General features: G+C 58.2%; 20 protein-coding genes. 7 read left to right on the top strand and 13 right to left on the bottom strand.

Annotated features, from left to right (window positions below; genetic code table 11):
* Positions 1 to 80 precede the first annotated feature (80 nt).
* From E0E29_RS00675 to E0E29_RS00650, 7 genes are all read right to left on the bottom strand, one after another.
* Positions 81 to 1,289, bottom strand: a complete 1,209-nt coding sequence (locus tag E0E29_RS00675) for an ATP-binding protein (RefSeq protein WP_207303550.1) — start codon at positions 1,287 to 1,289, stop codon at positions 81 to 83.
* A 26-nt stretch (positions 1,290 to 1,315) separates the two neighbouring features.
* The gene (locus E0E29_RS00670) at positions 1,316 to 2,209 is read right to left on the bottom strand and encodes a PepSY domain-containing protein (RefSeq protein ID WP_130848182.1); all 894 of its coding nucleotides are present in this window, start codon (positions 2,207 to 2,209) and stop codon (positions 1,316 to 1,318) included.
* On the bottom strand, positions 2,206 to 2,787 hold the full coding sequence (locus tag E0E29_RS00665; protein ID WP_341273088.1) for an RNA polymerase sigma factor: 582 nt from the start codon (positions 2,785 to 2,787) through the stop codon (positions 2,206 to 2,208). The genes E0E29_RS00670 and E0E29_RS00665 overlap by 4 nt, the downstream gene beginning before the upstream one ends.
* A 180-nt stretch (positions 2,788 to 2,967) precedes the next feature.
* Positions 2,968 to 3,252 carry a hypothetical protein gene (locus E0E29_RS00660; RefSeq protein WP_130848181.1) on the bottom strand — a complete coding sequence of 95 codons (285 nt, stop codon included), beginning with the start codon at positions 3,250 to 3,252 and terminating at the stop codon, positions 2,968 to 2,970.
* Positions 3,253 to 3,320: 68 nt separating this feature from the next.
* Entirely contained in the window at positions 3,321 to 4,244 is a 924-nt protein-coding gene (locus tag E0E29_RS00655; RefSeq protein WP_341273087.1) for an MATE family efflux transporter, read from the bottom strand.
* Positions 4,181 to 4,699: an MATE family efflux transporter gene (locus E0E29_RS19075; protein WP_341273086.1), complete on the bottom strand. Its 519-nt coding sequence runs from the start codon at positions 4,697 to 4,699 to the stop codon at positions 4,181 to 4,183. Before E0E29_RS19075 ends, E0E29_RS00655 begins: the two co-directional genes overlap by 64 nt.
* A 156-nt stretch (positions 4,700 to 4,855) precedes the next feature.
* On the bottom strand, positions 4,856 to 5,272 hold the full coding sequence (locus tag E0E29_RS00650) for a hypothetical protein (protein ID WP_130848180.1): 417 nt from the start codon (positions 5,270 to 5,272) through the stop codon (positions 4,856 to 4,858).
* A gap of 258 nt (positions 5,273 to 5,530) precedes the next feature.
* Between E0E29_RS00650 and murI the strand changes: the two genes are divergently transcribed.
* From murI to E0E29_RS00610, 7 genes are all read left to right on the top strand, one after another.
* On the top strand, positions 5,531 to 6,346 hold the full coding sequence (murI, locus tag E0E29_RS00645) for a glutamate racemase (RefSeq protein WP_130848179.1): 816 nt from the start codon (positions 5,531 to 5,533) through the stop codon (positions 6,344 to 6,346).
* Positions 6,347 to 6,494: 148 nt separating this feature from the next.
* On the top strand, positions 6,495 to 6,938 hold the full coding sequence (locus E0E29_RS00640; protein WP_130848178.1) for a YwiB family protein: 444 nt from the start codon (positions 6,495 to 6,497) through the stop codon (positions 6,936 to 6,938).
* 201 nt (positions 6,939 to 7,139) lie between these two features.
* Positions 7,140 to 8,888 (top strand): arginine--tRNA ligase, encoded by a 1,749-nt coding sequence (argS, locus tag E0E29_RS00630; RefSeq protein ID WP_130848177.1) that lies wholly within the window; start codon positions 7,140 to 7,142, stop codon positions 8,886 to 8,888.
* A 296-nt stretch (positions 8,889 to 9,184) separates the two neighbouring features.
* On the top strand, positions 9,185 to 10,666 hold the full coding sequence (locus tag E0E29_RS00625) for an HAD family hydrolase (protein ID WP_130848176.1): 1,482 nt from the start codon (positions 9,185 to 9,187) through the stop codon (positions 10,664 to 10,666).
* Between the two features lie 86 nt (positions 10,667 to 10,752).
* Positions 10,753 to 12,066 carry a homocysteine S-methyltransferase family protein gene (locus E0E29_RS00620; protein WP_242622324.1) on the top strand — a complete coding sequence of 438 codons (1,314 nt, stop codon included), beginning with the start codon at positions 10,753 to 10,755 and terminating at the stop codon, positions 12,064 to 12,066.
* Positions 12,067 to 12,357: 291 nt separating this feature from the next.
* Positions 12,358 to 15,597 (top strand): serine/threonine-protein kinase, encoded by a 3,240-nt coding sequence (locus tag E0E29_RS00615; RefSeq protein ID WP_130848175.1) that lies wholly within the window; start codon positions 12,358 to 12,360, stop codon positions 15,595 to 15,597.
* On the top strand, positions 15,587 to 16,915 hold the full coding sequence (locus E0E29_RS00610; RefSeq protein WP_130848174.1) for a hypothetical protein: 1,329 nt from the start codon (positions 15,587 to 15,589) through the stop codon (positions 16,913 to 16,915). Before E0E29_RS00615 ends, E0E29_RS00610 begins: the two co-directional genes overlap by 11 nt.
* Positions 16,916 to 17,046: 131 nt before the next feature.
* Here E0E29_RS00610 and E0E29_RS00605 read toward each other — a convergent pair whose 3' ends face one another.
* The 6 genes from E0E29_RS00605 to E0E29_RS00585 form a co-directional block, all read right to left on the bottom strand.
* Positions 17,047 to 18,684 (bottom strand): recombinase family protein, encoded by a 1,638-nt coding sequence (locus E0E29_RS00605; protein WP_242622323.1) that lies wholly within the window; start codon positions 18,682 to 18,684, stop codon positions 17,047 to 17,049.
* Between the two features lie 23 nt (positions 18,685 to 18,707).
* A complete protein-coding gene (locus E0E29_RS00600; protein ID WP_130848173.1) occupies positions 18,708 to 19,484 on the bottom strand; it encodes a recombinase family protein in 777 nt (258 codons plus the stop codon).
* Between the two features lie 3 nt (positions 19,485 to 19,487).
* Positions 19,488 to 21,035, bottom strand: a complete 1,548-nt coding sequence (locus tag E0E29_RS00595) for a recombinase family protein (RefSeq protein WP_130848172.1) — start codon at positions 21,033 to 21,035, stop codon at positions 19,488 to 19,490.
* 69 nt (positions 21,036 to 21,104) lie between these two features.
* Positions 21,105 to 21,251, bottom strand: a complete 147-nt coding sequence (locus tag E0E29_RS17940) for an SHOCT domain-containing protein (RefSeq protein ID WP_006574319.1) — start codon at positions 21,249 to 21,251, stop codon at positions 21,105 to 21,107.
* Positions 21,251 to 23,179, bottom strand: a complete 1,929-nt coding sequence (locus tag E0E29_RS00590) for an ATP-dependent DNA helicase (RefSeq protein WP_130848171.1) — start codon at positions 23,177 to 23,179, stop codon at positions 21,251 to 21,253. Before E0E29_RS00590 ends, E0E29_RS17940 begins: the two co-directional genes overlap by 1 nt.
* Positions 23,180 to 23,564: 385 nt before the next feature.
* Positions 23,565 to 23,882, bottom strand: a complete 318-nt coding sequence (locus E0E29_RS00585; protein WP_278045138.1) for a helix-turn-helix transcriptional regulator — start codon at positions 23,880 to 23,882, stop codon at positions 23,565 to 23,567.
* Positions 23,883 to 23,887: the final 5 nt, after the last annotated feature.

Raw genomic sequence — 23,887 nt, 5'->3', positions numbered from 1 at the left:
AGACCGGTCGCTGCACCCTCTCTGCAATGAAAAAGTCGGCTTCTCGTATGAGAAGCCGGCTTTTTGCTGCCGATATGCTGTTAGTCCATCTGGAGGCTGGCCAGGAACTGGCGGGCACCCCGGGGTGTTCGGCTGGGGAAGCGCATGTCCCACTGAATGGCCCGGCGGCGGAGCTCCTCCGGGGCCATGGAGAGGCCCCGCTGGGCGGCCAGGGACTGGACCAGGTCCAGGAATTCCGCCTTGGAGAGGGCCAGGTAGGGGATGCGCAGGCCGAAGCGGTCGGAGAGGGCGGTCTTTTCCTGGATGGTCTCCTGACGGTCCACCTCGTCCCCCTGGCGGTCGGAGAAGGTCTGCCGTACCAGCAGGCGGCGGTTGGAGGTGGCGTAGATGGCCACGTTGACCGGCCGCCGCTCCAGGCCGCCCTCCAGGATGGTCTTGACCACGGAGTAGGTGTGGTCGTCCTGGTCGAAGGCCAGGTCATCGATGAAGAGAATGAAGCGCTGCTTCCGGCCGGAGAGGCTGCGGATGAGCTCCGGCATGCCCTTGAGGCCGTCCTTCTGAACTTCGATGAGCCGCAGGGCCTCGAAACCGGGGATGGAGAGGAGGGTCTTTACCGTGGCCGACTTGCCGGTGCCGCTGTCGCCGTAGAGGAGGACGTCGTTGACCCGCTTTCCAGCCAGAAAGGCCCGGGTGTTGGCGATGACCTGTTCCCGCTGGAGGCCATAGCCCATCATCTCCTCCTCCTGGGGCGTGTCGGGCTCGGCTACAGGGATGAGGGCGCCATCCGACCACAGGAAGGCCCGGTAGCGGGCGAAGAGACCGGCGCCGTGGACACGGTAGAAGTCGGTGAGGTCGGCAAAGGTGAAGGGGACGGTGTTGTCCCACCGGGGAAGGGCATTCAGAACGGGCCCGAATTCCTCCGGCAGCAGGGCGGTCATTTCGGCGATGAGGGTGCCGCAGTCCAGACCGGCCAGACGGGAGAGGGTGTCGATATCCCGGCGGGCGGCCGCCTCCAGGGCAGGGTCGGAGCCGCCCCGGTCCAGCAGGGCGGGGTAGGGGGACTCCGCATAGCGCAGCCGGTCCCACAGCCAGTCCCCCAGGCCGGTCTTACCCGCCTGGCGCAGGCCGTAAAAGAGCTCGGTGTAGGCGTTCAAAGCCCCCTCGCCGTTTTCGGCAGCCAGGGCGTCCAGCAGGGAGCGGACCTGCATCATCAGAGGCTCCCGCAGCAGGTCCCGGCAGGTGGTGAGCCCCAGCAGGGCGGGGCGCATGGCCTTTGTCACAGTGCTCATGGGTATCAGTTCCTCTCTATGGCGTGTCAGTCTTTTTCCCACTTCAGGATCTCGCCGGTGTAGGCGTCCAGGTCGGCCTCATATTCTGCACCGGCGGTGTCCCGGAATTTTACCTCATAGATCATCCGCCCATCGTCCTCGTCCAGCTGAATCTCCTCAAAGGAGACGCCGGGCAGGCGGGCGGTGACAATGTCCTGGACCTCTGCCCAGGAGAGCACTCCGTCAGGGGAGGTCTGCGGGGCGGAAGGGGTCTCCGCCGGAGCGGAGGGGGCAGCGGTGGCCGTGCCGGGGGCGTCGGAGACAGGGGTGGTGGAGGTTGGCGTTGTGGGCGTCGGCGCGGTGGACACAGGGGTGTCGTCACCATCGGAAGGGGGCAGTACTCCGCCGCCGGAGAGTTCCTCCAGCTTTTCGGAGATGATCTCCTCCACCTCCTCCCGGAGGTCCCGGCCATGGTCGGTGCTCTTGCTGTTCACCGCCACGTCCACCTGGGCGCCGTCATCCAGGTAGCCGCCGGCCCACAGGTCGTCCAGCAGGGCCTCCACGGTGGTCTCCAGGTCCCAGCCCTGGTAGGAGCGTCCCTCCAGGATGGGCTCGGTGTCGTCGGAGAGGGCGTTGACGGACTTGACCTGGTCCCGGCGGTCCAGCTCGATGGCAAAGGCGGGGTTCACCCGCAGGTCCACAACGGAGTAGACCTGGAAAAATTGAAAATAGGTCCACAGCCCGGCGCAGAGCACCAGGGCACACAGCACCAGAGCCGCGGCGGCCAGCGGAAACCGCCGCCGTGGGGGCAGGAACTCCTGCCGGGTCACATAGTCGTGGACCTCCAGGGGCTGGACCGGGATGTCGGCCATGGCCTGGAAGTCAGGCTGGGGCAGCTGCTCCGCCGCCCGGCGGAGAGAGGTCTCGATCTTGTCGTTCACAGGCGCACCCCCTCTTCGGTGAGATAGCGTTTGAGTTTCTTCAGGGCCCGGTTGTAGCGGGAGAGCACTGTGGACAGGGGCAGGCCCAGGTCCTGGGCGATCTCCCGGTGCTTGAGGCCGGAGACGGCGTGGAGGAGGACCACCTGCCGCTCCTCATCCCCCAACGTCTTGAGAGCGGCGGCCAGCACCAGCCGGTCGGTGGGGTCTGAAATGTAGGAGAAGCGTGCGTCGTTCTCCAGGTCCTCAGGAGACTGACCGTCCCGGGACTGACTGCGCTGCAGGTCCCGGCACAGGTTGCGGGTGATGGTGAAGAGCCATGCCAAGGGCTTGCCCTGGGGCACATACAGGTGGGCGGCGGCCCGGACCTTCAGATAGACCTCCTGGGTCACGTCCCGGGCGTCCTCCGGGTCCCGCAGGATGGAGAGGGCCAGGGCGTACACTGCCTTTTCGGTCTGGACATAAAGGGCCTCCAGAGCGGCCCGGTCCCCATGCCCCACCCGGGGCAGCAGGCCCTCATCCAGGGGCTGATCGGAGCGGCCGCGTTTGGCCAGACCCTCCATGGTCATGTAAAGGAACACGGGCGTCCCTCCTTCCTCAATGGCCGCCGGTACTGGAAAAAGAGCGGCAATAAAATCATCATACCACAGAAGGGGAAAAATGGGAAGGGCGACTCCGCCCGCACCTCTATAACGGGAATGGACCGCATTTTATCGCAGAGAAAGAAAAAAGACCGCCGATTCGGCGGTCTTTTTTTCTTCTCAGGTGAGAAAAACAGCGGTGAGAGGTTCCTCCGGCGCAGGGCAGGGGTCCGCCGGAAGGACGGTGATGTCTCCCTCTGACAGCGTCTCATCCTCCACGGGCGGCGTCACGGTGATGACGTCCCCCTCCTGCTCCTCCGGCTGGACGGAGGGGCAGGTGATCGAAAAGCCGGGGTCCCGGGCCAGCCATTCCTCCGGCACCGGCAGGGCAAAGCCGCACAGCGCCCCCAGAGCCAGGCAGGCGCAGACCACAGCGCCCGCCCTCCAAAGTTTCCGCAGAACCATCCAAAGACCTCCTTTGCCAGTCTCTTTATACTTTTTGACGTAAATGGGAGGAAAAGGTTCCGGGAAAGTCAGCTTTTCCGGGCCTCCTCTCCCAGCTGGGCGGCCTTGAGTTCCCGGAGGACGCCGATGCCCATGGGCAGGGCCACCAGGAAGGAGCACAGGTCGGAGAAGGGCTGACTGAGCTGGATACCGGTGATGCCCAGGACGCTGGGCAGGATGAGGATGGCGGGGAGGAAGAAGAGCCCCTGACGGCACATGGCCAGCACGGTGGCACGGAAGGACTGGCCGATGGTCTGGAGCGTCATACTGGAGGGGAAGAACCAGGCCATGAGGGGGAAGGAGACGCACTGCATCCGCAGGGCGGTGGTGCCGATGGCGATGACCTCCAGGTCATCGGCCCGGAAGAGGGCCATGAGCTGGGGGGCAAAGACGTAGCCCAGCGCGGCCAGTACCACCGCCGCCACGGCGGCCGCCCTGAAGAAGAAAAAGTAGGCCTCCCGTACCCGACCGTAGAGCTTCGCGCCGTAGTTGAAGCCGCACACCGGCTGATAACCCTGGCCCAGGCCGATGAGGGCGGAGCCTGCGAACATGATGATGCGGGAGACGATGCTCATGGCGGCGATGGCGGCATCGCCGTACTCCCGGGCGGCCACGTTGAGAAGAAGGGTGGCCACGCTGGCCAGGGCCTGCCGCCAGAAGGAGGGCAGGCCGCCGGTAAGGATGCGGCGGTAGCGGTCAAAGGTGGGGCGGAAGGCGGTGAGGCTCAGACGCAGATTGCCGCCCCGGAAGGTGCCGCCCACCAGCAGGCAAAAGCCCACAAACTGGCTGAGGATGGTGGCCAGGGCGGCGCCGCCGGTACCCATATTCAGGACGAAGATGAAGATGGGGTCCAGAATGATGTTGAGTACAGCGCCGGAGAAGATGCCGATCATGCCGAAGACGGCGCTGCCCTGGAAGCGGAACTGGTTGTTGAGGACCAGGGAGGCCACCATAAAGGGGGTGCCGATGAGGATGTAGAAGACATAGTCCTTAGTGTATTGGGCGCTGGTGCGGTGGCACCCAGGGTGTTTACCAGAGGGTCCAGAAAGAGAAGTCCAAGCACCCCCAGCACGACCCCCAGCAGGAAGGCGGAGTAGAAGGCCACTACCGTCATGCGCTGGGCCTCCTCCCGCTTCTGCTGGCCCAGGAGCCGGGAGACGTGGTTGCCGGAGCACTGGCCGAAGGTGAAGCCGATGGCCTGGATGACGGCCATCAGGGGGAGGGCCACACCAACCGCTGCCGTGGCGCTGGTGCCGATCCGGCCCACAAAGAAGGTGTCGGCCATGTTGTAGAGGGAGGTAATGAGCATGCTGATGATGGTGGGCACCGCCATGGTGGACACCAGCCTGGGGATGGGGGTCTGGGTCATCTGGGTGAATTTATCCGCTGTGGGCCGAAACAGGGACACGTCCGCTCACTCCTTGATTTTTAAGGTGTCGTGCTCAGTATAGCATGATAGCATGTAGATGATTGAAGATGCAACTATTTGAGCGGTTTTTGGCGGAAAAAGCAGAAAAAGGTCCGCTCCCGCCCGAAGGGGGCAGGAGCGGACCGGCTTTCGTCCTCACATAATGTCGCTGTCCACGGTGATGTTGTCGGTGCCGTGTTCTTCGAATTCGGCGATATAGGCGTCGATGCGGGAGGCCAGCTCCTCGTAGTTGCTGTCGTCAATGGGCACGTCGTCCATATCACGGCGGGCCAGATCCTCGGCCAGAATGTCGAAGAAGACGTTGTCCTCGTAGTCCATGATGGCCTCATGGATGCCGCCCTCGGCGAAGGCCCGGGAGGGGATGACCTCTCCGTTGTAGACCTCGGCCAGGATGGGCATACCCTCTTCTTTTGCCTTGGAGAAGAGAAGGCTCTCCACCTCGTCATAGTCCGGGATCCGATCGTCGCCCCGGGTGGAGTTGAGGATCCAGTTCCCGATATACACCATATCCAGCAGCCGCCGGTATTGTTTCCGTGTCAATTCCAGATTCATGGTTGAGACCCTCCTTTACAGGCAGCGTACAGGCTCTGTGACGGATGGACCGGGCCGGACAGGGTCCGGCGGGGTCATGGGGCCGGAGTGTCCTCCGGCAGATAACATTATAGTATATTTTCTCCACTTGTCAAAGGGTACTCCCGGGAAGGGCCGTGGAAAATCACACTTGTTTTTCCACGGCGTTTCGCATATGATAGTTTCTACTGGACCGCCGGAAAACGGCGGGGAATGTTTGCTGCGGCGGGAGGTCTTTTTGTGGATAATCGGCCCATTGGCGTCTTTGATTCTGGTCTGGGCGGTCTGACGGCGGTGCGGGAGCTCCAGCGTCTGCTGCCGGGGGAGGACATCATCTATTTCGGTGACACCGGGCGGGTGCCCTACGGCGGCCGCTCCAAGGACACCATCATCCGGTACGCCCGGCAGGACGTGGCCTTTCTGCGGACCTTTGACCTGAAGGCCATCGTCATCGCCTGCGGCACCGTGTCCACCACGGCACTGGATGTGCTCACGGCGGAGAACGACATCCCGGTGTGGGGCGTGGTGGAGCCCGCTGCCCGGGCGGCGGCTCAGGCCACCCGCAACGGCAAGGTGGGGCTCATCGGCACCCAGGCCACCATCCGCAGCGGCGCTTATGAGCGGCGCATCGCTCAGGGCGCCCCCCAGATCCGGGTGATGGCGGCTGCCTGTCCCCTCTTTGTGCCCCTGGTGGAGAACGGCCGGTTCCGGCGGGGCGACATCGTGGCCGAGACGGTGGTGGGGGAGTACCTGGAGCCCTTCCGCACAGCGGGGGTGGACACCCTGGTGCTGGGCTGTACCCACTATCCGCTGCTCACTGAGATCATCGGCGACTATATGGGGCCGGAGGTGACACTCATCGACGTGGGCCGGACCTGCGCCGACGCCGTGGCCCGGCACCTCACCGATATGGACGCCCTGAGCGGTCCGGGGCGGACGGGGGAGAGCCGCTACTACGTCAGCGACAGCGCGGAGGACTTCTCCCGTCTGGCATCGGTCTTTCTGCGGCGGGACGTGGAGGAGTCGGTGACCCAGGTGGATATCTGGAAGTATTGACCGAAAAAGAGGGGGCAAGCCCCGCCGGAAGTGCAAAATTGTGGAAGGAGCCTCTTTACATCGGGATACACTTATTATATAATAGCCGCCGTCCCCCGCGGCGGCACCGCGGGGGCGAATTCTGCGTGGATACCGAGGTAATTTCCCAATGGATAAAAGCGTGATCATTTCCATCAAAGGGGTTCAGAGCACTGAGGGGGAGCAGCCGGAGGTCATTGAGCTGGTCACCGAGGGCAAGCTGCTGGACTGCGGCGATGCCGGCTATACCCTGACTTACCAGGAGAGCCAGCTCACCGGGCTGGAGGGCACCCTCACCACCTTCCAGGTGGAGCCCGACTGCATCACTCTGATGCGTGTGGGGGAGGTCAACTCCCAGATGGTCTTTCAGCCCGGGCGGCGGCACTTCTCCATGTATGAGACGCCCTACGGCGCCCTGTCCGTGGGCATCAGCACCAAAAAAATGCACGCCAACCTGAACGAGCGGGGCGGCGAGATTGAGATCGACTACGCCATTGAAATTGACCATGCCGTAGCCGGTGAGAATATGTTCCATATCAACGTGAGAGAGAAGGAACCCTTATTCACCCAATAAAAACCAGCTCCCATGAGTCGGGATGCGATTTTTGACCGTAAATGTGCAGATAAAGCAAACCCAAACGGAGCCCAGCGCAGCGGGTCCGTTTGGGAGAGGAGGAGCAAGAAAGCGGGCGCAGTTTTCGCCGGAAGGCGGAAACGGAGCAGAGCGGACTTTGCGACGACGATGCGACAACGTAGAGAAAGGTGAAGGAAGAATATGGCGAATCTTATCCAGGCCGCCAAGGATCAGGTGGCGGCCCTTACCCAGCAGGCTTATGAAAAAGCGGCTCAGGCGGGGCAGCTCCCCGGCGGGCTGGAGGTCAAGGGCTCCGTGGAGATCCCCAAGGATGTCTCTCACGGTGATTACGCCTCCTCCTTCGCCATGGCGGGCGCCAAGGCCATGCACATGGCTCCCCGGGCCATCGCCCAGATCATCTGTGACAATCTGGAGATGGAGGGCAGCTTCTTCCAGAAGGCGGAGATCGCCGGCCCCGGCTTTTTGAATTTCACCCTGGGTCCCAAGTGGTACGGCCAGATCATGGCCGACGTGGAGGCCGAGGGGGAGCGCTACGGCCAGAGCGACGTGGGTCACGGCGAGAAGGTGATGGTGGAGTTCGTCTCCGCCAACCCCACCGGCCCCATGCACATGGGCAACGCCCGGGGCGGCGTGCTGGGTGACACCCTGGCCAACGTCCTCTCTCTGGCGGGGTATGACACCTGGAAGGAGTTCTACGTCAACGACGCCGGCAACCAGATCCACAAGTTTGCCGTCTCCATCGACGCCCGCTACCACCAGCTCATCCTGGGTGAGGAGAACTTCCCCTTCCCCGAGGACGGCTACCACGGCGACGACATCAAGGAGCTGGCCCAGGCCTTCCGGGACAAGGAGGGTGAGGGCTGGCTGGACAAGCCCGAGGCCGACCGTCAGGAGGCCATGGCCCAGTTCGGCCTGTCCGTCAATATCCCCAAGATGAAGAGCGACCTGCTCCGCTACAAGATCGAGTACGACCAGTGGTTCCTGGAGTCCGACCTCCACAACAGCGGCTATGTGGCCGAGACGGTGGGCATGCTCACCGAGAAGGGCTGGACCTACGAGAAGGACGGCGCCCTGTGGCTCAACACCACCGAGCTGCTCAAGCAGAAGTATATGGCCGAGGGCAAGACCCGGGAGCAGGTGGACAAGCTGGACCTGAAGGACGATGTGCTCCGCCGGGCCAACGGCTTCTACACCTACTTTGCCGCCGACATCGCCTACCACCGCAACAAGCTGGAGAAGCGCGGCTTCCAGAAGGCCATCAACATCTGGGGCGCCGACCACCACGGCCACGTGGCCCGACTCCAGGCCGCTCTGGACGGCCTGGGTCTGGACGGCTCCCACCGGCTGGTGGTGGTGCTCATGCAGCTGGTCAACCTGCTGCAGGATGGCCAGCCCGTCCGTATGTCCAAGCGCTCCGGCAAGGCCATTGCCCTCCACGATCTCCTGGACGAGATCAGCGTGGACGCCGCCCGGTACTTCTTCAACTCCCGGTCCTCCACCTCCCCCCTGGACTTTGACCTGGACCTGGCCGTCCGGGAGGACTCCGACAACCCGGTCTACTACGTCCAGTACGCCCACGCCCGCATCTGCTCCATGGTGCGGAAGATGGCCGAGGAGGGGGTGGCTGTCCCCGCTGCCGCCGCCGTGGACGCTACACTCCTGGCTGAGCCCGAGGAGAAGGTCCTGCTGAAGGCACTCTCCGAGCTGCCTGAGGAGATCCGCCTGGCTGCCCGGGACTACGATCCCTCCCGGATCAACCGGTACCTGGTGGAGCTGGCGGGCAGCTTCCACCGGTTCTACAACACCTGCCGGTGCATGGTGGATAACGCCGCCCTCCGGGACGCCCGGCTGAAGCTGGCTGACACCACCCGGGCCGTCATCGCCGACGGCCTCAAGCTGCTGGGTGTGTCGGCGCCTGAGAAAATGTAATATGAGCACGCCAAAGGGGCTCCGGACTTGTCCGGAGCCCCTTTTTGAGCATGCTCACCATGAAATATCAAAAACGGAGGTGATTATATTGTAAAAAATGCACAATTTTGCAGGCGAAAAACTGGGCTGTTCGGAGAAAAGAAACGGGGACGTTGCAAACAAAAACGTGCTCATGTTATCATCGACTTGCCTTTACCAGGAAGGAGGAATGCCGGGATTCAACAAGCCCCCGCGGGCGTCTGAGGACGCCGGACTCAAATGAGCGTATTTTTTGAGTAACAGGAGGAAGGAAATATATGAAAAACCGCAAGAGCAGCAAATTGCTTGCCCTGGGCCTGGTGTTCGCGCTGGGGCTGGGTATGTCCACCGCACTGGCCGCCGTTTCCGTCGCACCTGCCACCACCAAGGTGACTGTGGACGGAGAGGCTGTGTCCGTTGAGGCATATAACATCGATAACGGCAGCAACTATTTCAAGCTCCGTGACTTTGCGTCCAATCTGGACTTCGGTCTCACCTGGGACGCCGCCACTGACACCGCCGCCATCGATACCACCACCCACTATAAGCCCGATCCCACCCAGCTCATCACCGGCAACTGGGCTCCTGCCACCCGCGCCCGGATCCAGGCCGTGATCGATGAGAACGCCAACAGCGGCAAGTATGTGGTGTTCGATTTCGACAATACCTCCGTTATCTTTGATATTCAGGAAGCTCTGCTCATCTACCAGATCGAGAACCTGATCTTCAAGATCGATCCCAAGGACATGGAAGCTGTTCTGGAGACCGGTATCCCCGATCTCAATAAGGAGATGGGCACGAGCATCGATGGCAAGACCATCACTCCTGCCACTCTGGCTGCTGATATTTCCAGCGACTATGCCTGGCTCTATGAGAACTACAAGGGCTTTGGTGCCGGCGGCAAGTTTGATCTGGATTATATCCACGCCACCAATCAGTATCAGGATTTCGCCGCCAAGGTGCGCTTCATGTACAACAACCTGGGCGACTTCTTTGATCATTCCGTTTCCTACCCCTGGGTCACCTACCTCTTTACCGGCATGACCCCCGAGGAGGCTCAGGAGCTGGCCGCCGCTTCCCACAAGTATTGGGCTTCCTACGGCCGCTACGCTGAGGAGACCTGGACCTCTCCCATCGAGCTGCCCGGCGAGAGCGGCGTCGTCTCCGCCAGCTTCATCACCGGCCTGACCTTCACCGATGAGCTCAAGGACCTGTATGCTACCCTGATGGCCAACGGCATTGACGTGTACATCGTCTCCGCTTCTCCCATCGACACTGTCCTGGCTGCCAACGAGGTCATGGGCTACGGCGTTCCCGAGGAGAACGTCTTCGCCATGAGAAACAAGCTGGGCGAGGATGGCCGCTACATCAATGAGTACAACTACGACTGGGGCGGCGAGGGCATGTATGCTCAGACCCAGGGTAAGGGCAAGAGCATCATCATCACCAACTTTATCGCTCCCAAGTATGACGGCTCCGGTCCTCTGATGGTCTTCGGCGACAGCGCCGGCGACTGGAACATGATGACCGACTGGATGGACGAGGGCGACACCGTCCTGGGCGTCATCTTCAACCGCTACCGCAAGCCCAGCAGCGATCCCATCTGGGAGGGCTCCTATGAGGCCGCCCAGACCATCGGCGATCCCGACGCCCGCTTCGTGCTCCAGGGCCGCGACGAGAACACCGGTGAGCTCCGTCCCAGCGAGAAGTCCATCCTCCTGGGCACCACCGAGGAGGTCCTGGTCCGTCCCGCTGAGTAAGGCGCCGGACTGACCCCTGGAAAAGGAAAGACAGGAACGCAAGCGCCCCGGCCAACGGCCGGGGCGCTTGTTTTTCAGGAGCGGTTATGGTATACTGTGAGCCAACCGAGGCCGCTCCGGCGGCCAATACTGAGGAGGAACTGCAATTTATGGAGCCCATACCCTTGTCCCTTCCCATCCTGATGGACGGCGCCACCGGTACCGAACTGCAAAAGCGGGGCATGCCCGCAGGAGCCTGCACGGAGCAGTGGGCCCTGGAGCACCCAGAAGCGCTGCTGGAACTCCAGCGGGCCTATGTAAATGCCGGAGCCACGGTGCTGGTCACCCCCACGCTGGGCTGCAACCGCGGCGCTCTGGAGCCCTTTGGACTGGACGGACAGATGGAGGACTATAACCGCCGTTTGGTTGCTCTGACCCGTCAGGCGGCGGAGGGAAAGGCCCTGGTGGCCGGCGACCTGGGCCCCACGGGCAAGGCCATCCCGCCCTATGGGGAGACCCCCTTTGAGGAGCTGGTGGACCTGTATGCCCAGCAGGCGGCGGTGCTGCTGTCGGCGGGGGTGGACCTCTTCCTGGTGGAGAGCGTCATGGCCATGGCGGAGGCCCGGGCGGCGGTGCTGGGCATCCGAAAGGCAGGCGGCGGGGAGAAGCCCATTCTGGTGACCTGCTACTGCGACGATGAGGGACGCACCCCCACCGGCACCGATGTGCTGGCCTGTGCCATCGTCATGCAGGGCATGGGTGTGACCGCCTTTGGCCTCAACTGCGTGGACCCGGCGGTGGCCGAGGAGCAGCTCACCCGGCTCCATCTCTACACAGATATGCCCCTCATTGCCGAGCCCTGCGCCGGGGAGCCGACGGAGGGGGCAGACGGCGTGCTCACCTACCCCGATGACGTGGAGGACTTTGCCCGGCGGGTGCCCAGCTGGGCAGCGGCGGGGGTGCGGATCTTCGGCGGCTGCTGCGGCACCCATCCTGGCCATATTGCCGCCATCCGCGGGGCCATGGACGGCATCGACTTCTCCGCCTTCCCACCGGTGGTGAAGGACCCCGACGTCATCCCCTGCGCCAGCGAGAAGGAGGCCCGCTTCATCACCCCCGACGTGGACGTGGGGGAGACCATCGAGTGCGGTCCCGACCTCATGGAGGACATTCTGGAGGCGGAGGAGGAGCGCCCGGTGGGCGCCCTGCGCATCTCCATCCTGGAGGAGGATGATGTGGCCATCTTTGCCGAGGAGCAGTACGCCATCAAGGACGCCCTGTGTCTGTGGTCAGACGTGCCGGAGCTCATGGAGGCGGCCCTGCGGGCCTACCAGGGCCGGGCCTTCTACGACGGCACCGCCGACCTGGAGCCCGAGGTCCTGGAACGGCTGAGCCGGGAGTATGGGCTCATCGTGCTATGACGGGGCCTCAAGAAAAAAGAAAAGCGGTCCCTCCGGAGCCGGACTCCGGAGGGACCGCTTTTTATAGAAAAAGAAAAAACATGACCGCAAAGCTTTCGCTTTGCGGTCATGTGTCTTTTGTTGCCAAAAAAGATACATCTGCCTATGTTAATTTGATGTTCTACAGTTTTATTCTGCGAAATATCCTGTCGACTATGTGTACAATTGCAGATATCCGTTGGCTATGCTATACTTTTAATATCCTGTTACCACGCATTCAGGCCATCTATTGAGGTAAGAAAGGAACAATTCATGGAGGAAAAAGTGATTCAGACGCTGAGCAGGCAAAGGGACTCCGGAACAATTGTAGAGTTGGTGGAAAATGAAGCAGGGTTTCGCTTTGTGGTGAAGCGAGTCCAGAATCTGGAGGCCCCTATCTACCGAGCTATTTTTCAGAAGGAAACACAGGCCCTGACGCGGCTGAAGGCCTGCGAGAACATTGTCCGTATATTCCGTTCGGATATCCAGGCCGCTCCGGATGGACGGAGTGAAGGCATCATTTCCATGGAGTATGTTCAGGGACGCCCCCTGTCCCAGATGCTAGATGTGATTCCGAATGCCTCAACCCGGTACAACCTGGTAAAGCAACTGACCAATGCCATCCAACACGCCCATCGAAACTCCGTGATTCACCGGGATATCAATCCCTCCAACATCCTCATTACCGACTCGTTTGAGCTGAAGCTGATTGATTTCGGAATCGCAAAAATCCGCGGGATGTTCCAGGACGGAACCACATATCAGTTTGCTACCCAGAATTATTCCGCGCCGGAAGTAACCGTCCACAGTGAAAATGCAACAGAGCGCAGCGATATCTATTCGCTGGGTGCTGTCATTTATTTTCTTTTCACCGGTGAAGTCCCAGTGACGGCTGCTGAAATGCCCACGGCTATCCAATCCGCTGGCGGCATCGATGTAAAGTTAAAGGAAGTCCTTTTGAAGATGTGTGCCCCTGCCCCGGCGGACCGATATGAAAACATTGATGACTGCGAACTGGCCCTGGCTCCGCTCTACCAGCGGTATTGCGGCAGCGACGAGCGGTACTTTTTCGCCGTCCCCACCAATGCGCTCGACGATCTGAAAAGACGTAACCTAGTACGGCGGGATATGCCCTATTTAGAGTTGCTGGACAGCTTCCTTCCCGCCCAGTTTGCGGGCGGCTTGATCCGTCTTCGTGCCGAGGGGCAGACCTCCATCTATTGCTTTGACGGCATCAGCATCTCAATGGAATGCGTTTTGTCGGACGATTTTTTCCAGGTGGTCTCTTTCCGCCGGCTGGATGCCTTCAAGCGGGAGCAGCACAAGCGCTTTTCCATGGAGGTTCCTGGGCATTTTCAATTTCTGTTTTCGCACAGAATCGCAAACACCCCTCTTCCCAACAATTGCAGCCAGATCCTAAGCAACCGGGTTGCTGATTTTCAAGCGGATATCCACTCGCAGAAAAATATCGACCGGGAATACGACACACAGTACGGTATCTGGCGGGAATTCATCCAAGCTATGATTGCAGACGCGTCTAAGAATACTGTCCGGTTGTACTACACAAGTGTCCGCTATGAAGACGGGATGTTCCTGTTCCGGCTGGATCCGGACAGCGTGCCGGATGAGACGTTCAGCCAGGATACCCTGTTTATTTTTGAGCAGCGTGGGCGTTTCAAAAAGAAGCCAATTCTGGCAGAGGTCGGTACCTTCTGGGAATACCGGGAGGACGGCGCTGTGATGGCTATCAAGGCCGCACCCAGGAAGCCCCGGCTGCCGAACAATGGTTCTATCTGTTTGGATTACCGCAAAGAGATCCAGCAGTACCGCCGCCAGGAGGCAGCACTGGAGGAATTCCGCCGATCTGAAACCGCTAACGGCGGAAATCTGAAGAGCATTTTTGTGGGTGCCGAGCAGCCGGGGTATTTCCAGCTCAAGGCTATGCCCTGCTTCTATAATAAACAGCTGGATTTTACCCAGAAGCGCGCGGTCCGGAAAGCGCTGGAGGCGGAGGATATTGCTTTGATCCAGGGGCCTCCAGGCACCGGCAAAACCAATGTCCTGGTGGAAGTAATCCGGCAGATTCTGGGGGAAAACCAACGGAATCCTGCACTAGATCAGAAAATTTTGATTGTGTCCCAATCTCATGCCGCCGTGGATAAACTGCTGGAAGACCTTGCAGCCTATCTGGAACATACGACCATCCGTATTGGTCACGAGGAAAATATTGACCCCAAGATCAATGAACGTTTCGGATTGGACCACTGCCAGACCCTATGGGTGAAGGAAAGCGTTGAGAACTGTAAAGCGTGGCTGGTCCAACGTTTATTGGAACAGCACATCCCCATGGAGCCATTCTGTAAATACGCACAAGTGTTGGAAGAGCTGAAACTTGCAAATCTGGAAGAAACAGAACGCATACGTCTGGAACGGGTTGCCACAGACTTTGAAAACACTTACGGGAAAAGCCGCACCAATCCTTACGTACAGAGCTGCCTGATTTCCGAACAATGGATCCGACGCATCAGTGAGAGCAATGAGCTGGGAGAGTTTTATATCAAAAACGCTTCCATTATCGTAGGTACTTGCATTGGCGTCATTTCGGATCCCCGCGTCCGTGACTCGACCTTCGACTATGTGATTGTAGACGAAGCAGCAAAGGCAACTCTGCCGGAAATCATGGTTCCCTTGGTTCGGGCACGAAAAGCAATTTTAGTGGGCGACCACAAGCAACTGCCACCGGTCTTTGATCGGAATGCCCTCAAAGCCAGCTTCCAGTCTTCCCAGATCGATGAGCTTCAAAACACAGGGTTCGGGAAACTGTTTGACATCCTGCCCGACAGCTGTAAAGAGACGCTTTCCACCCAGTACCGGATGCATCCAGCAATCGGCGATCTCATCAGCTTTCTTTTTTACGATAGTAAAGTGCAAAATGGCGTTAAGGCATCTGAGCGAACTACGAACCTTCCCATGCTCAATAACCGCGCCATCACCTGGCTAACCACCTCCAATGCCGGTTCCGCCCGCTTTGAACAATCCGTCGGGCACCAACGCGGATACATCAACCATCTGGAAGTCACTGTGATCCAAAGCTGCTTGCAAAGGCTGAACCAAGAAATCTCCGCTCAAGGGGAGAAGTATTCCATCGGCATCATCACGCCATACCGGGCGCAGCTGGAGCTAATCCGGAACCGCCTCAAGCAAATCCCATTGAGCCACATTGAAGTCGATATCAACACCGTGGATGCATTCCAGGGCAGTCAGCGTGACATCATCATCTACTCCACCGTCCGAAGCAGCAATCAGCGGCGTATCGGATTCTTGAAAGAGGAAGCACGGCTGAATGTTGCCTTCTCCCGCGCGAAACGGGCCTTGATCATTGTCGGTGACGGAAAGTTTCTCCGCAATCCCCGTATCCCCGGCAACCGCTTTCCCTATGTGTTCAGCTATATGCAGGAGCATCCCGAATTTTGTCAGGAAATCGATATAAAGGAGTTTACAAATGCTGTCTGAATGGCAAAAAAATGTTGATAAATACATTCCTCCGCAGCTTTCCGGCTATGATTTCATCTGTCGGGTTCCAGTCTATATTCCTGTCCAGGAAATAGGCTTGACTGTCTGGGAACGGCGTGTCCAGGTGCTCTCCTTTGTTCAAGAATGTGTCCTCATCGCCATCCGCATCGGTTCCAAATCCCTCCCCGATCTTGCCGATCAGTTCGGCCTGCCAGAAAGTATTATGCTACAAATCGTATCACAGCTGGACAGTGAACAGCTCGCCGCTGTTTCCTGTGGCGACATTGTCCTGACTGATTTGGGGAAAAAGGTGCTGGAGAGCCAGAAGAAGGTCAAGACCCTGCGCAGCCAGCTCAGCCGCATATCGGTAAACCAGATCACCGGTGAGGTCTCGGATACGCCCCTCTTGGGCACCTACCGGGAGCCGCCGCGGGGGCAGGCATACCTTCTGGAGAAGTATCCACTCAATCTGGAATTCCTGCGCAGTCAGTTCGATACGCTAGCGGTAATTTACCGAGAGAGCCGTCTGGCCAATGTGGTATTCCAGAGTACTGCTGAGAGCGCTGAGCTGTATCGGATTCTTGATATCTCCTATCACACACTGTCCTATCAGCGCGAGTTCTGCTTCGTATATCTAAATCAGGCGGATCGCTCCCTGGCCTTTCACTTCCAGTCTGGAATCCAAGCCTATGCAGATGTACTGGCGGAACAGCTCAACTGCCGACACTTGGGTGCCTGGAACCTCTTCTCTCCGCCCAACCGTCCTTGCGCCGCTTCCCCGGAGGAGGAACAACTGCCCCACGACTTGATTGCGGCGTTCAAACTCCGTGGAGTGCAGAGTGACTGGGCAGATTTACTGGAAGCGGCCTATTACGCCGACCGCCCGCTGCTGGACGGAGAACTTCAGGATATTCTGTACCATTGCGCCGCTTTTAAGGCACCGCGCATCTTTATCCAGGCACCGTTTTTGGCAGAATTGCTCAACGATGACATCCTCCGCACAATTTTTTCTGCGCATACAAAGGAGGTTATCGTCCGCTATAACCGGAATGATTATCAGGCCGATTTCATATTGGGCAGGATGGGAAAACTGCGAAAAGACTGTGTACTGACCACAGTCCCTTCTGAGGACATCTCTTCCGTGAAGTTCTGCTTCGGTACCGCCTGTTTTATCCAGGGCCAATACGCGGCCAAGGAGACCGTTTACAAGCGCCGCCTTTACAAGCTGTGCGCTGAAATAACATTTAATTCTGCTCAGATTGACTCACTCTGGAATGATCTTTTAGAAATTGGGTCAGAAGCTCCAAGCAAATCGTAATCTGAACAGGATGAAAGGAAGTCTGTACGTTGGGCGTGGTTTTCTTTACCGACATAACTGACAAAGCCAACTGCAAATAGGTACGAAGGAATGGCAGTGCATCAGCACAGCCATTCCTTCGTACTTTTATTCTAGCGCACGGTCTGTTCAATCTCCAAATCGCTGTATCGGAGCTTGACCCGGATTGTTTCCTCATCGACTACAGTGACCCGTTCAATCATCTTGCGAACGACCTCGTCATCATAGTGAGGAAAGCCATTGAGATGTTCCTCCAGATAAGTTGCGTACTCTGCCATACGTGAGTCCTCGTTGATTCTGTTGGCTGCCTCTTTCTTCGCCGCATCGATCCGTGTCTGCAGGTTCTGCTTTTCTTCCAGCAGGGTCTTGAGTTGCTCTGCTATCGTCAGATCCTCCATGTTGGCTAACGCCTGATCCAACAGGGCGTTCTGTTGTGCGGTCAGGGCTTCCAGTTCATGCTCCAATTCCAACAGGTTGTTACCGACCCCTTCCGGGGTACATACCATTCGGAGCGTCTCTGCCAGTTCATCCTGTAGGCCATCGCTTGCTTCGACTACCCGGTTAAGTACCGTGAGAATTGCGGTATGCAGCTTGTCCTCCGCCATGGAAGGCGAGTTATGGCAGTATTTTTTCCCGAATTCCAACCGGGAGACGCACCGCCAGACGATCCGTTTGACGCCGTTCCTGGCCCAGGTACACCGCTTATAGGGGGAACCACACTCCCCACAGACCAGCCGCTCACTGAGCGCATACTTGGCGGAATACTTGCCCTGTTCTGTTTTTCCGCTTTTCTGCAGAATCTTTCGCTTGCTGGTCCTCCGTGCCATCTCCTCCTGTACCCGCTGGTAGATGTCCCGCGGGATGATAGCAGGGTGGTTGTCCTTGATGTAATACTGCGGCAACTCGCCGGTATTCTTCTTGACCTTCTTGCTGATGCAGTCTGTGGTGAAGGTCTTTTGCAGCAGGGCGTCTCCCGCATACTTTTCATTGGTGAGGATGTTATGCACGATCTGATGGGACCATGCCTTGACACCCTTTGCGGTGGCGATTCCAGCCTGGGTAAGTTCTCTCTGGATCTGGCCCTCGCTGCATCCATCCAGGTACCGCCGGTAGATCCGCCGCACCACCTCGGCTTCCTCCGGCACGATCTCCGGCTTGCCATCCCCTCCTCTTTGGTAGCCCAGCATGGATCTGTAGTGGAAGTTGACCTTTCCTTCTTTCATTGCCATACGGATGCCCAGCTGGATATTGGAGCTGAGGGATTCGCTCTCGGCCTGGGCAAAGCCGCTGAACAGGGTGATGAGGAACTCGCTGGACTCTGTCAGCGTATTGATATTTTCCTTTTCGAAGATGACCCCAATCCCCCTGGCCTTCAGCATCCGCACCGTCTCCAGGCAGTCTACGGTGTTCCGGGCAAAGCGAGAGAGAGATTTTGTCAGGATGAGGTCGATCCCGCCCCGCTTGCAGGCGGTGATCATCCGGTTGAACTCTTTGCGCTTCTTCATACTGGTCCCGGTGATCCCCTCGTCCGCGAAGATCCCGGCCAGTTCCCAATTTGGGGACTCCTCAATTTTCTGGGTGTAGTAGGCTTTCTGGGCGGTGTAGCTGTTGATCTGCTCCTCGCTGTCGGTACTGACCCGGCAGTAAGCCGCCACCCGCTGCCTGCCATGGAGTCTCGTCTTGTTGCCTGCTACATTGGACCGTGATGCCGGAATACGATGGACGGTGCGTTCCAGTGTTGATTGTTCCATTTTGCTGTCCTTTCTGTTCCTAATTAGAAGTGTACGGTAATTGCGTTATCTGTTCCGATTATGATATGGGAAACCGTTCGTTCGAAGCGCTCCCAGTCGATTTGGTCGGGCTGCGTTTGGCTTACAGCCATATCCACACCATCATCACAGCAGGCATACCGGGCAGCTGCCCCTTGCAGGATGTGGGATAGAGCCTCCTTACCGTCTCCTGGCTGTTCCAACGCCCGGTTAATAGCGTTGGCCAGGCGAACGGCCTCCGCAGAGGGCACGTATGGCTTACATACGGGCGTTTCATGTGCCGCAAGCTGCCGTGCCGTCTGCGCAAGCAGTTCCTCCTTCCCGACAACAAATGTGTTTCTGCAGGCAGAACATTTCAGATGGACGTTTCCGGTATGCCCGATTGGCCCTCCGGTTCGGAGCAGGCGAGTCTGACAGCATCCGCTTCGCAGCTTTGCCCATAAGCCATCCGATTCCATCCGGCGAGGAAGCTTCCCACTGGTCTTTTCCGCGATCTTATTCTGTACTTGCTGGAAGGTATCTTGGTCAATGATGGATGGGTATCCATTTTCCCCGGCATAACGAGGATTTTCCAGCATTCGCTTGATTTTATGCTTGTTCCACAGTGGCGATTCCTGAGAGAAAGGGATGTTGTCCGCATTCATTCGGTCTGCCAGTGCCCGATAGGATAACCCGGCCAGATAGGTGGTAAATACATTTTGAACAGTGAGGCGTTCCTCCTCCTGGATGACCAGATCGCCATGTATGATCTGGTAGCCATACAATATTTTCCGATTTGCCATGGCCTACGCCTCCAGTGTTTCTTGGAATTCAAACCCGCCATATAGTTGAAAGCGGATGGTGCCCTGAGCATCTACAACGATTCGTTCCACCAGCTTGGTGAACAGGGCTTCGTCAAAGCTGGACAGAGTCTCTGGACCATTTCGGATGGTATCGATCGTTAGGCGAAGTGCATCCACCTGTTCATCAATATCCTCATTGCAAAGCAGTTTTCGCCTCTCCCGGCGCAGTTCTGTCAGCTTAGCGTTGAGTTCAGCTTGCTTTGTAGATAAGGCAGCCTTGTCCAGGAGACCTGCCGTGTGCAGCTTGGTGAGGTGGTAACTCTGCTCGGATGCCGCGGCGATGGCTGTGTTGACCGCCAGCATGGCCGGGTTGCCGCGATGTAGGGCATCTGACAAGGCCTCCATTTGTTTCAGCACAGGTGCCAGCACGATGCCGTCATGGGTTCTCAGCTTGTGGTACATCCGAAGGAATGCCGTATGGATGCTGCCCTCCCTGATCCTTCCATTGGGACAGTCGGCAGCCTTTCTGTCATGCCTGCGGCATACCCAGGTAACATATCCAGCTTTCGAAATTCTCCGCAGGTATAGCGCCCCACACTGTCCACAGATGATCTTCCGAGCAAGCGGAGTCTGATCATGTCGAATCGACTGTCGCTCTGCCCGCCGTTTCAGCAGTTCCTGAACTTTTTGAAAGTCCTCATAGCTGATGATGGCAGGGTGGGTATGTTCTACATAATATTGGTCCGCTTCGCCATGGTTGTCTTTCCTGCGATATGGAAATGTGTTGGTTGTGTAGGTTTTCTGACAGAGGGCATCCCCAATGTATTTCTCGTTTGTTAAGATCTTTCGAATGGTCTGCTGATGCCATTTTTGTCCACCATGAAGGGGGGCAGGCCCATTCTCACTTAACTCCCGGGCGATCCACTCGGAGCTATATCCTTTTAGATAGGCTGCAAAGATCCACTTTACGATCTCTGCCTGGTCCTCTACGATTGCGAGATTCTTACCATCAACGATTTGGTATCCAAATGGTGCGGAGCAGGTAATAAACTCCCCGCGCTCCATGCGGCGCTGATAGCTCATACGTTGGTTTTTAGAGATGGAGATGGATTCCTCCTGGGCTAGAGAAGCGGAAACGCTCACCATCAGTTCTGAGGTGAGCGTTCCAGTGTCGATATTCTCTTTTTCAAATTTCACGGTCACACCCAGCGCGGAAAGTTCCCGCAGGGTGGCGAGACAGTCACGGGTATTTCGGGCAAATCGAGAGATGGACTTGACCACGATCTTATCGATCTTGCCCTTCCGGCAGTCTGCCATCAGGCGGTTGAAGTCCTCACGCTTATCCATCCGCGTGCCGGTCAGACCCTCGTCCGCGTAGATGTCCACCAGATCCCAGCCATCGTGGGCGTTGATCGCCTGCGTATAGGCCCGGATCTGGGCGGCATAGGAATGGAGCTGGTCCGCAGAGTCGGAGCTGACCCGACAATAGGCTGCTACCCGCAGGGTGTCTGGTCTCGCTGCCTTGGGTGGGATTACTTGTACTTCAGCCATTTCTCATTCGCCTTCTTTCATCTTTTTCGGTAACGAAACCATACCATACCCCTGCGGGAATAGCCAGCACTATTCCCAAACAGTTCCGGGCCGGTATCGTTCTGCGGACAGCCGTTTGGCTCTGGCCAGTTCTTCTTTGGTCAGCAGGCCGTCTGCAGCCATCCGTTCCCATAGACCCACCGATAACAGGTAACGCAGTTCGTTTCGGATCTCCATCACGCAGCCTCCTCAAAGTAGCTCTCATCCTTGACTCGCTGGATAAACCGTTCTACCGCATAGATACTGCTGGTGATAGGCATTTCCGGCAGAGCGGATTGAACATCCTGGAAGTAACGGCTGCCCTTGGCAGCTCGTTCATCCAAAATGGCAATCGCACAGGTGTCAGTCTCCAAGCGGATGGCTCGACCGAAACCCTGCTTGAGTTTGATCTGCATCTCTGGTACAGCCACGGCCCGGATGAAAGAGCGAAGGTCTGGATATACCTCACGCTTTTTTTCTTGCAGAGCGTCCGGATACTGGAAAGGCAGTCTTGGGATGACCAACAAAGAGACGCAGTCTCCGGGAAAGTCAAAGCCCTCCCAGGCAGCGCCGGTGGCAAGCAGCACACTTCCGGGAGTTGCCTTAAACTGAGCCATGGTATGGGGGGCATTGCGCCCCATGGTAAACAGGGAGAACGGTAGGGGCTGGTATTTCAGACGTTCCTTCACCGCCGACATGGCGGCATAGGAGGTGAAAAGCACCAATGCGTGACCATGGGCAGCGATCAGCAGATCCCGGATCTCACTGGCCAGCTTGTCAAAGTAATCTGCATCGTGGTGCCTGGGCGGCATGGCGGGAACATAGAGCAGGCAGTTCTTCCGGTAATCATACGGAGAGGGCGAAACGGACTCCTCTGTTCTTGGATTGCGGGTAAGACCGGCCTCCTCTTTGAAACGAGAAAAATCCTTGCCGATCGCCAGGGTACCGGAGGTGATGAGGATAGGCTGGGGCTGAGTCCAGAGTGTTGCATGGAGCTGGGCAGTCAGGTCGGAGATGGAAGCGCACAGCAATGTGCCGCCATCGTCATCCTCCATAGTGTAGAATACCAGGTCGGAGCGTTCCTCCAGAAACAGGTGAACTGTGGAAGATATCCGATCCAATTCCTTTCGGGTGGTCGGTGTCAGCACTTTGCCGATCTGTTTCTGGATGGTCACCAAGGTCCGGGCCGGTCCAATCATGTGTTGGACATAGTCCGAGAAAGGGCGGTCGCCATCAGGGGGCATGGACATGAGATCCAGGAGCGCCGCTGCCATCTCGGCCAGGGATTCCGATGCTAGCAGATACCGCTCTGCCCGCAGGGTGCGGATCAGGGTCCGGATGTCCTTTGCGGCCAGCGTTACGCCAAACATCTGCCGGGCTGTCTCAGGCAGCTTGTGTGCCTCATCGATGACCCAAGTGCAGGCATCCGGCAGGATAGGCCGGCGGCCGCTGCCCCGGTGGATGGCATCGGCCAGCAGCAGATTATGGTTGCAGATCTGAAACAGATAGCGGTCAGAGTTGCAAGCTTCCATATAGCAGAGGTACCGGCAGCTGTCCCGGCGGCAATCGCAAATCGTGGGGACACATACCCGATTTCGATCATATTGGCTAAGATGGGGGGCTTGGTCTGCGTCCAAATGATCCCGCAGGGAGAGGAGTGCCTGAGCTGCTAGCGGATTTTTTCGCTCCAGGTCTACCTGCCGCAGGCGGCGCATCAGGCGTTCATCACAGACATAGTGGCTTTTTCCTTTTCGAATGACCGCCCGGATGGGAGTCTGGATCATCTTGTCCTCCATAAGAACCGAGGAAAGAAACGGGATGTATTCCTCCCTTACCGCCGTTTGCAGAGCAATGCTGGAGGTGGAGATGAGAATAGGCTGGGATGGGATGTTCTCCCGGTTCAACGCTCGGGAAAAAGAAACACTGGACACCAGATAGGCGTAGGTCTTGCCAATCCCCGTTCCCGCGTCACTTAAAGCAATCTTGCTGTGGATCATGGCATCCAGCATCTTGTGGCTCAACTCAATTTGGCTAAGCCGGGCCGTCATGCCATGGCTTGGGAAGAGGTCCTGAAAGATATGGTCGATCTCATGATGTGCGACCTGCCTGTTATGATAACTAATCATTTGTAAAATCTCCTTGAATTAAGTGAGTTATTTTTCTTTTTCATTATCGTCGTATTTGCAGCTCGCCCCCCGACGGTGGGGAACAGTACGGACCGGCTTCCGGCAAGAAGCCGCACGGGCTTTTACCTGGAGTCTCTACTGCTTTCAACTCCAGGGCAGCGCCGCCTGTCTTACGCGCAGGCCAAGCAAGGTGTCTCATTATGTACCCAAACAGCGTCATTGCAAAAGCGCATACCATAGCGCCCCATGCAGGTGGCGTTCTCGCTCGGCCCAAGGCATTGCCGTGGGTGTCATGGCGCGCGCTGCATGACGCTCGACTGTTTCGGTGGTGATCCGTACTGCTGGTATGAACTTTTCAAGGTGCCGTGGAGCGGTGGGCGCTCCTTCAGGAAGCGAAACGGGCCAGGATCTGGTTCATTTCGTCCAGGTCCTCGCCATGCAGTCCAACTGCTAGTCGCTTAAGTAGGGCCGTCTGCTTGGGGGATAGTTTAGGCCGGTCCTGGGAGTACCAGTTGGCCATCCTGACCCCGCCTCCATATCGGCCCCGGACTGTCTCAAGGGGGTAGTTGAGTGTGAGCTCTTCAATGTCACGGCGGATGGTCCGTTCGCAGACGCCGAGTTCCGCCGCCAGATTCTGAACGGTATCGCTCCGCCGCTGGCTTAGCAGGCAGATGATTTGCTGCTGCCGGTCGTTGATTCTCACACTCT

This window comes from Intestinimonas timonensis (assembly GCF_900626145.1).
GTDB classification, from domain to species: Bacteria; Bacillota; Clostridia; order Oscillospirales; family Oscillospiraceae; genus Intestinimonas; species Intestinimonas aquisgranensis.
Note: the sequence above shows the minus strand (reverse complement) of the source record. Positions and strands in the feature narration are given on the sequence as shown.

Excerpts from the sequence above, each read along its gene's own strand:
- E0E29_RS00675 (WP_207303550.1), bottom strand. The coding sequence starts at position 1,289 with ATGAGCACTGTGACAAAGGCCATGCGCCCCGCCCTGCTGGGGCTCACC.
- E0E29_RS00660 (WP_130848181.1), bottom strand. The coding sequence starts at position 3,252 with ATGGTTCTGCGGAAACTTTGGAGGGCGGGCGCTGTGGTCTGCGCCTGC.
- E0E29_RS00655 (WP_341273087.1), bottom strand. The coding sequence starts at position 4,244 with ATGGTGGCCTCCCTGGTCCTCAACAACCAGTTCCGCTTCCAGGGCAGC.
- E0E29_RS00650 (WP_130848180.1), bottom strand. The coding sequence starts at position 5,272 with ATGAATCTGGAATTGACACGGAAACAATACCGGCGGCTGCTGGATATG.
- E0E29_RS00640 (WP_130848178.1), top strand. The coding sequence starts at position 6,495 with ATGGATAAAAGCGTGATCATTTCCATCAAAGGGGTTCAGAGCACTGAG.
- argS (WP_130848177.1), top strand. The coding sequence starts at position 7,140 with ATGGCGAATCTTATCCAGGCCGCCAAGGATCAGGTGGCGGCCCTTACC.
- E0E29_RS00625 (WP_130848176.1), top strand. The coding sequence starts at position 9,185 with ATGAAAAACCGCAAGAGCAGCAAATTGCTTGCCCTGGGCCTGGTGTTC.
- E0E29_RS00620 (WP_242622324.1), top strand. The coding sequence starts at position 10,753 with ATGGTATACTGTGAGCCAACCGAGGCCGCTCCGGCGGCCAATACTGAG.
- E0E29_RS00615 (WP_130848175.1), top strand. The coding sequence starts at position 12,358 with ATGGAGGAAAAAGTGATTCAGACGCTGAGCAGGCAAAGGGACTCCGGA.
- E0E29_RS00610 (WP_130848174.1), top strand. The coding sequence starts at position 15,587 with ATGCTGTCTGAATGGCAAAAAAATGTTGATAAATACATTCCTCCGCAG.
- E0E29_RS00605 (WP_242622323.1), bottom strand. The coding sequence starts at position 18,684 with ATGGAACAATCAACACTGGAACGCACCGTCCATCGTATTCCGGCATCA.
- E0E29_RS00600 (WP_130848173.1), bottom strand. The coding sequence starts at position 19,484 with ATGGCAAATCGGAAAATATTGTATGGCTACCAGATCATACATGGCGAT.
- E0E29_RS00595 (WP_130848172.1), bottom strand. The coding sequence starts at position 21,035 with ATGGCTGAAGTACAAGTAATCCCACCCAAGGCAGCGAGACCAGACACC.
- E0E29_RS17940 (WP_006574319.1), bottom strand. The coding sequence starts at position 21,251 with ATGGAGATCCGAAACGAACTGCGTTACCTGTTATCGGTGGGTCTATGG.
- E0E29_RS00590 (WP_130848171.1), bottom strand. The coding sequence starts at position 23,179 with ATGATTAGTTATCATAACAGGCAGGTCGCACATCATGAGATCGACCAT.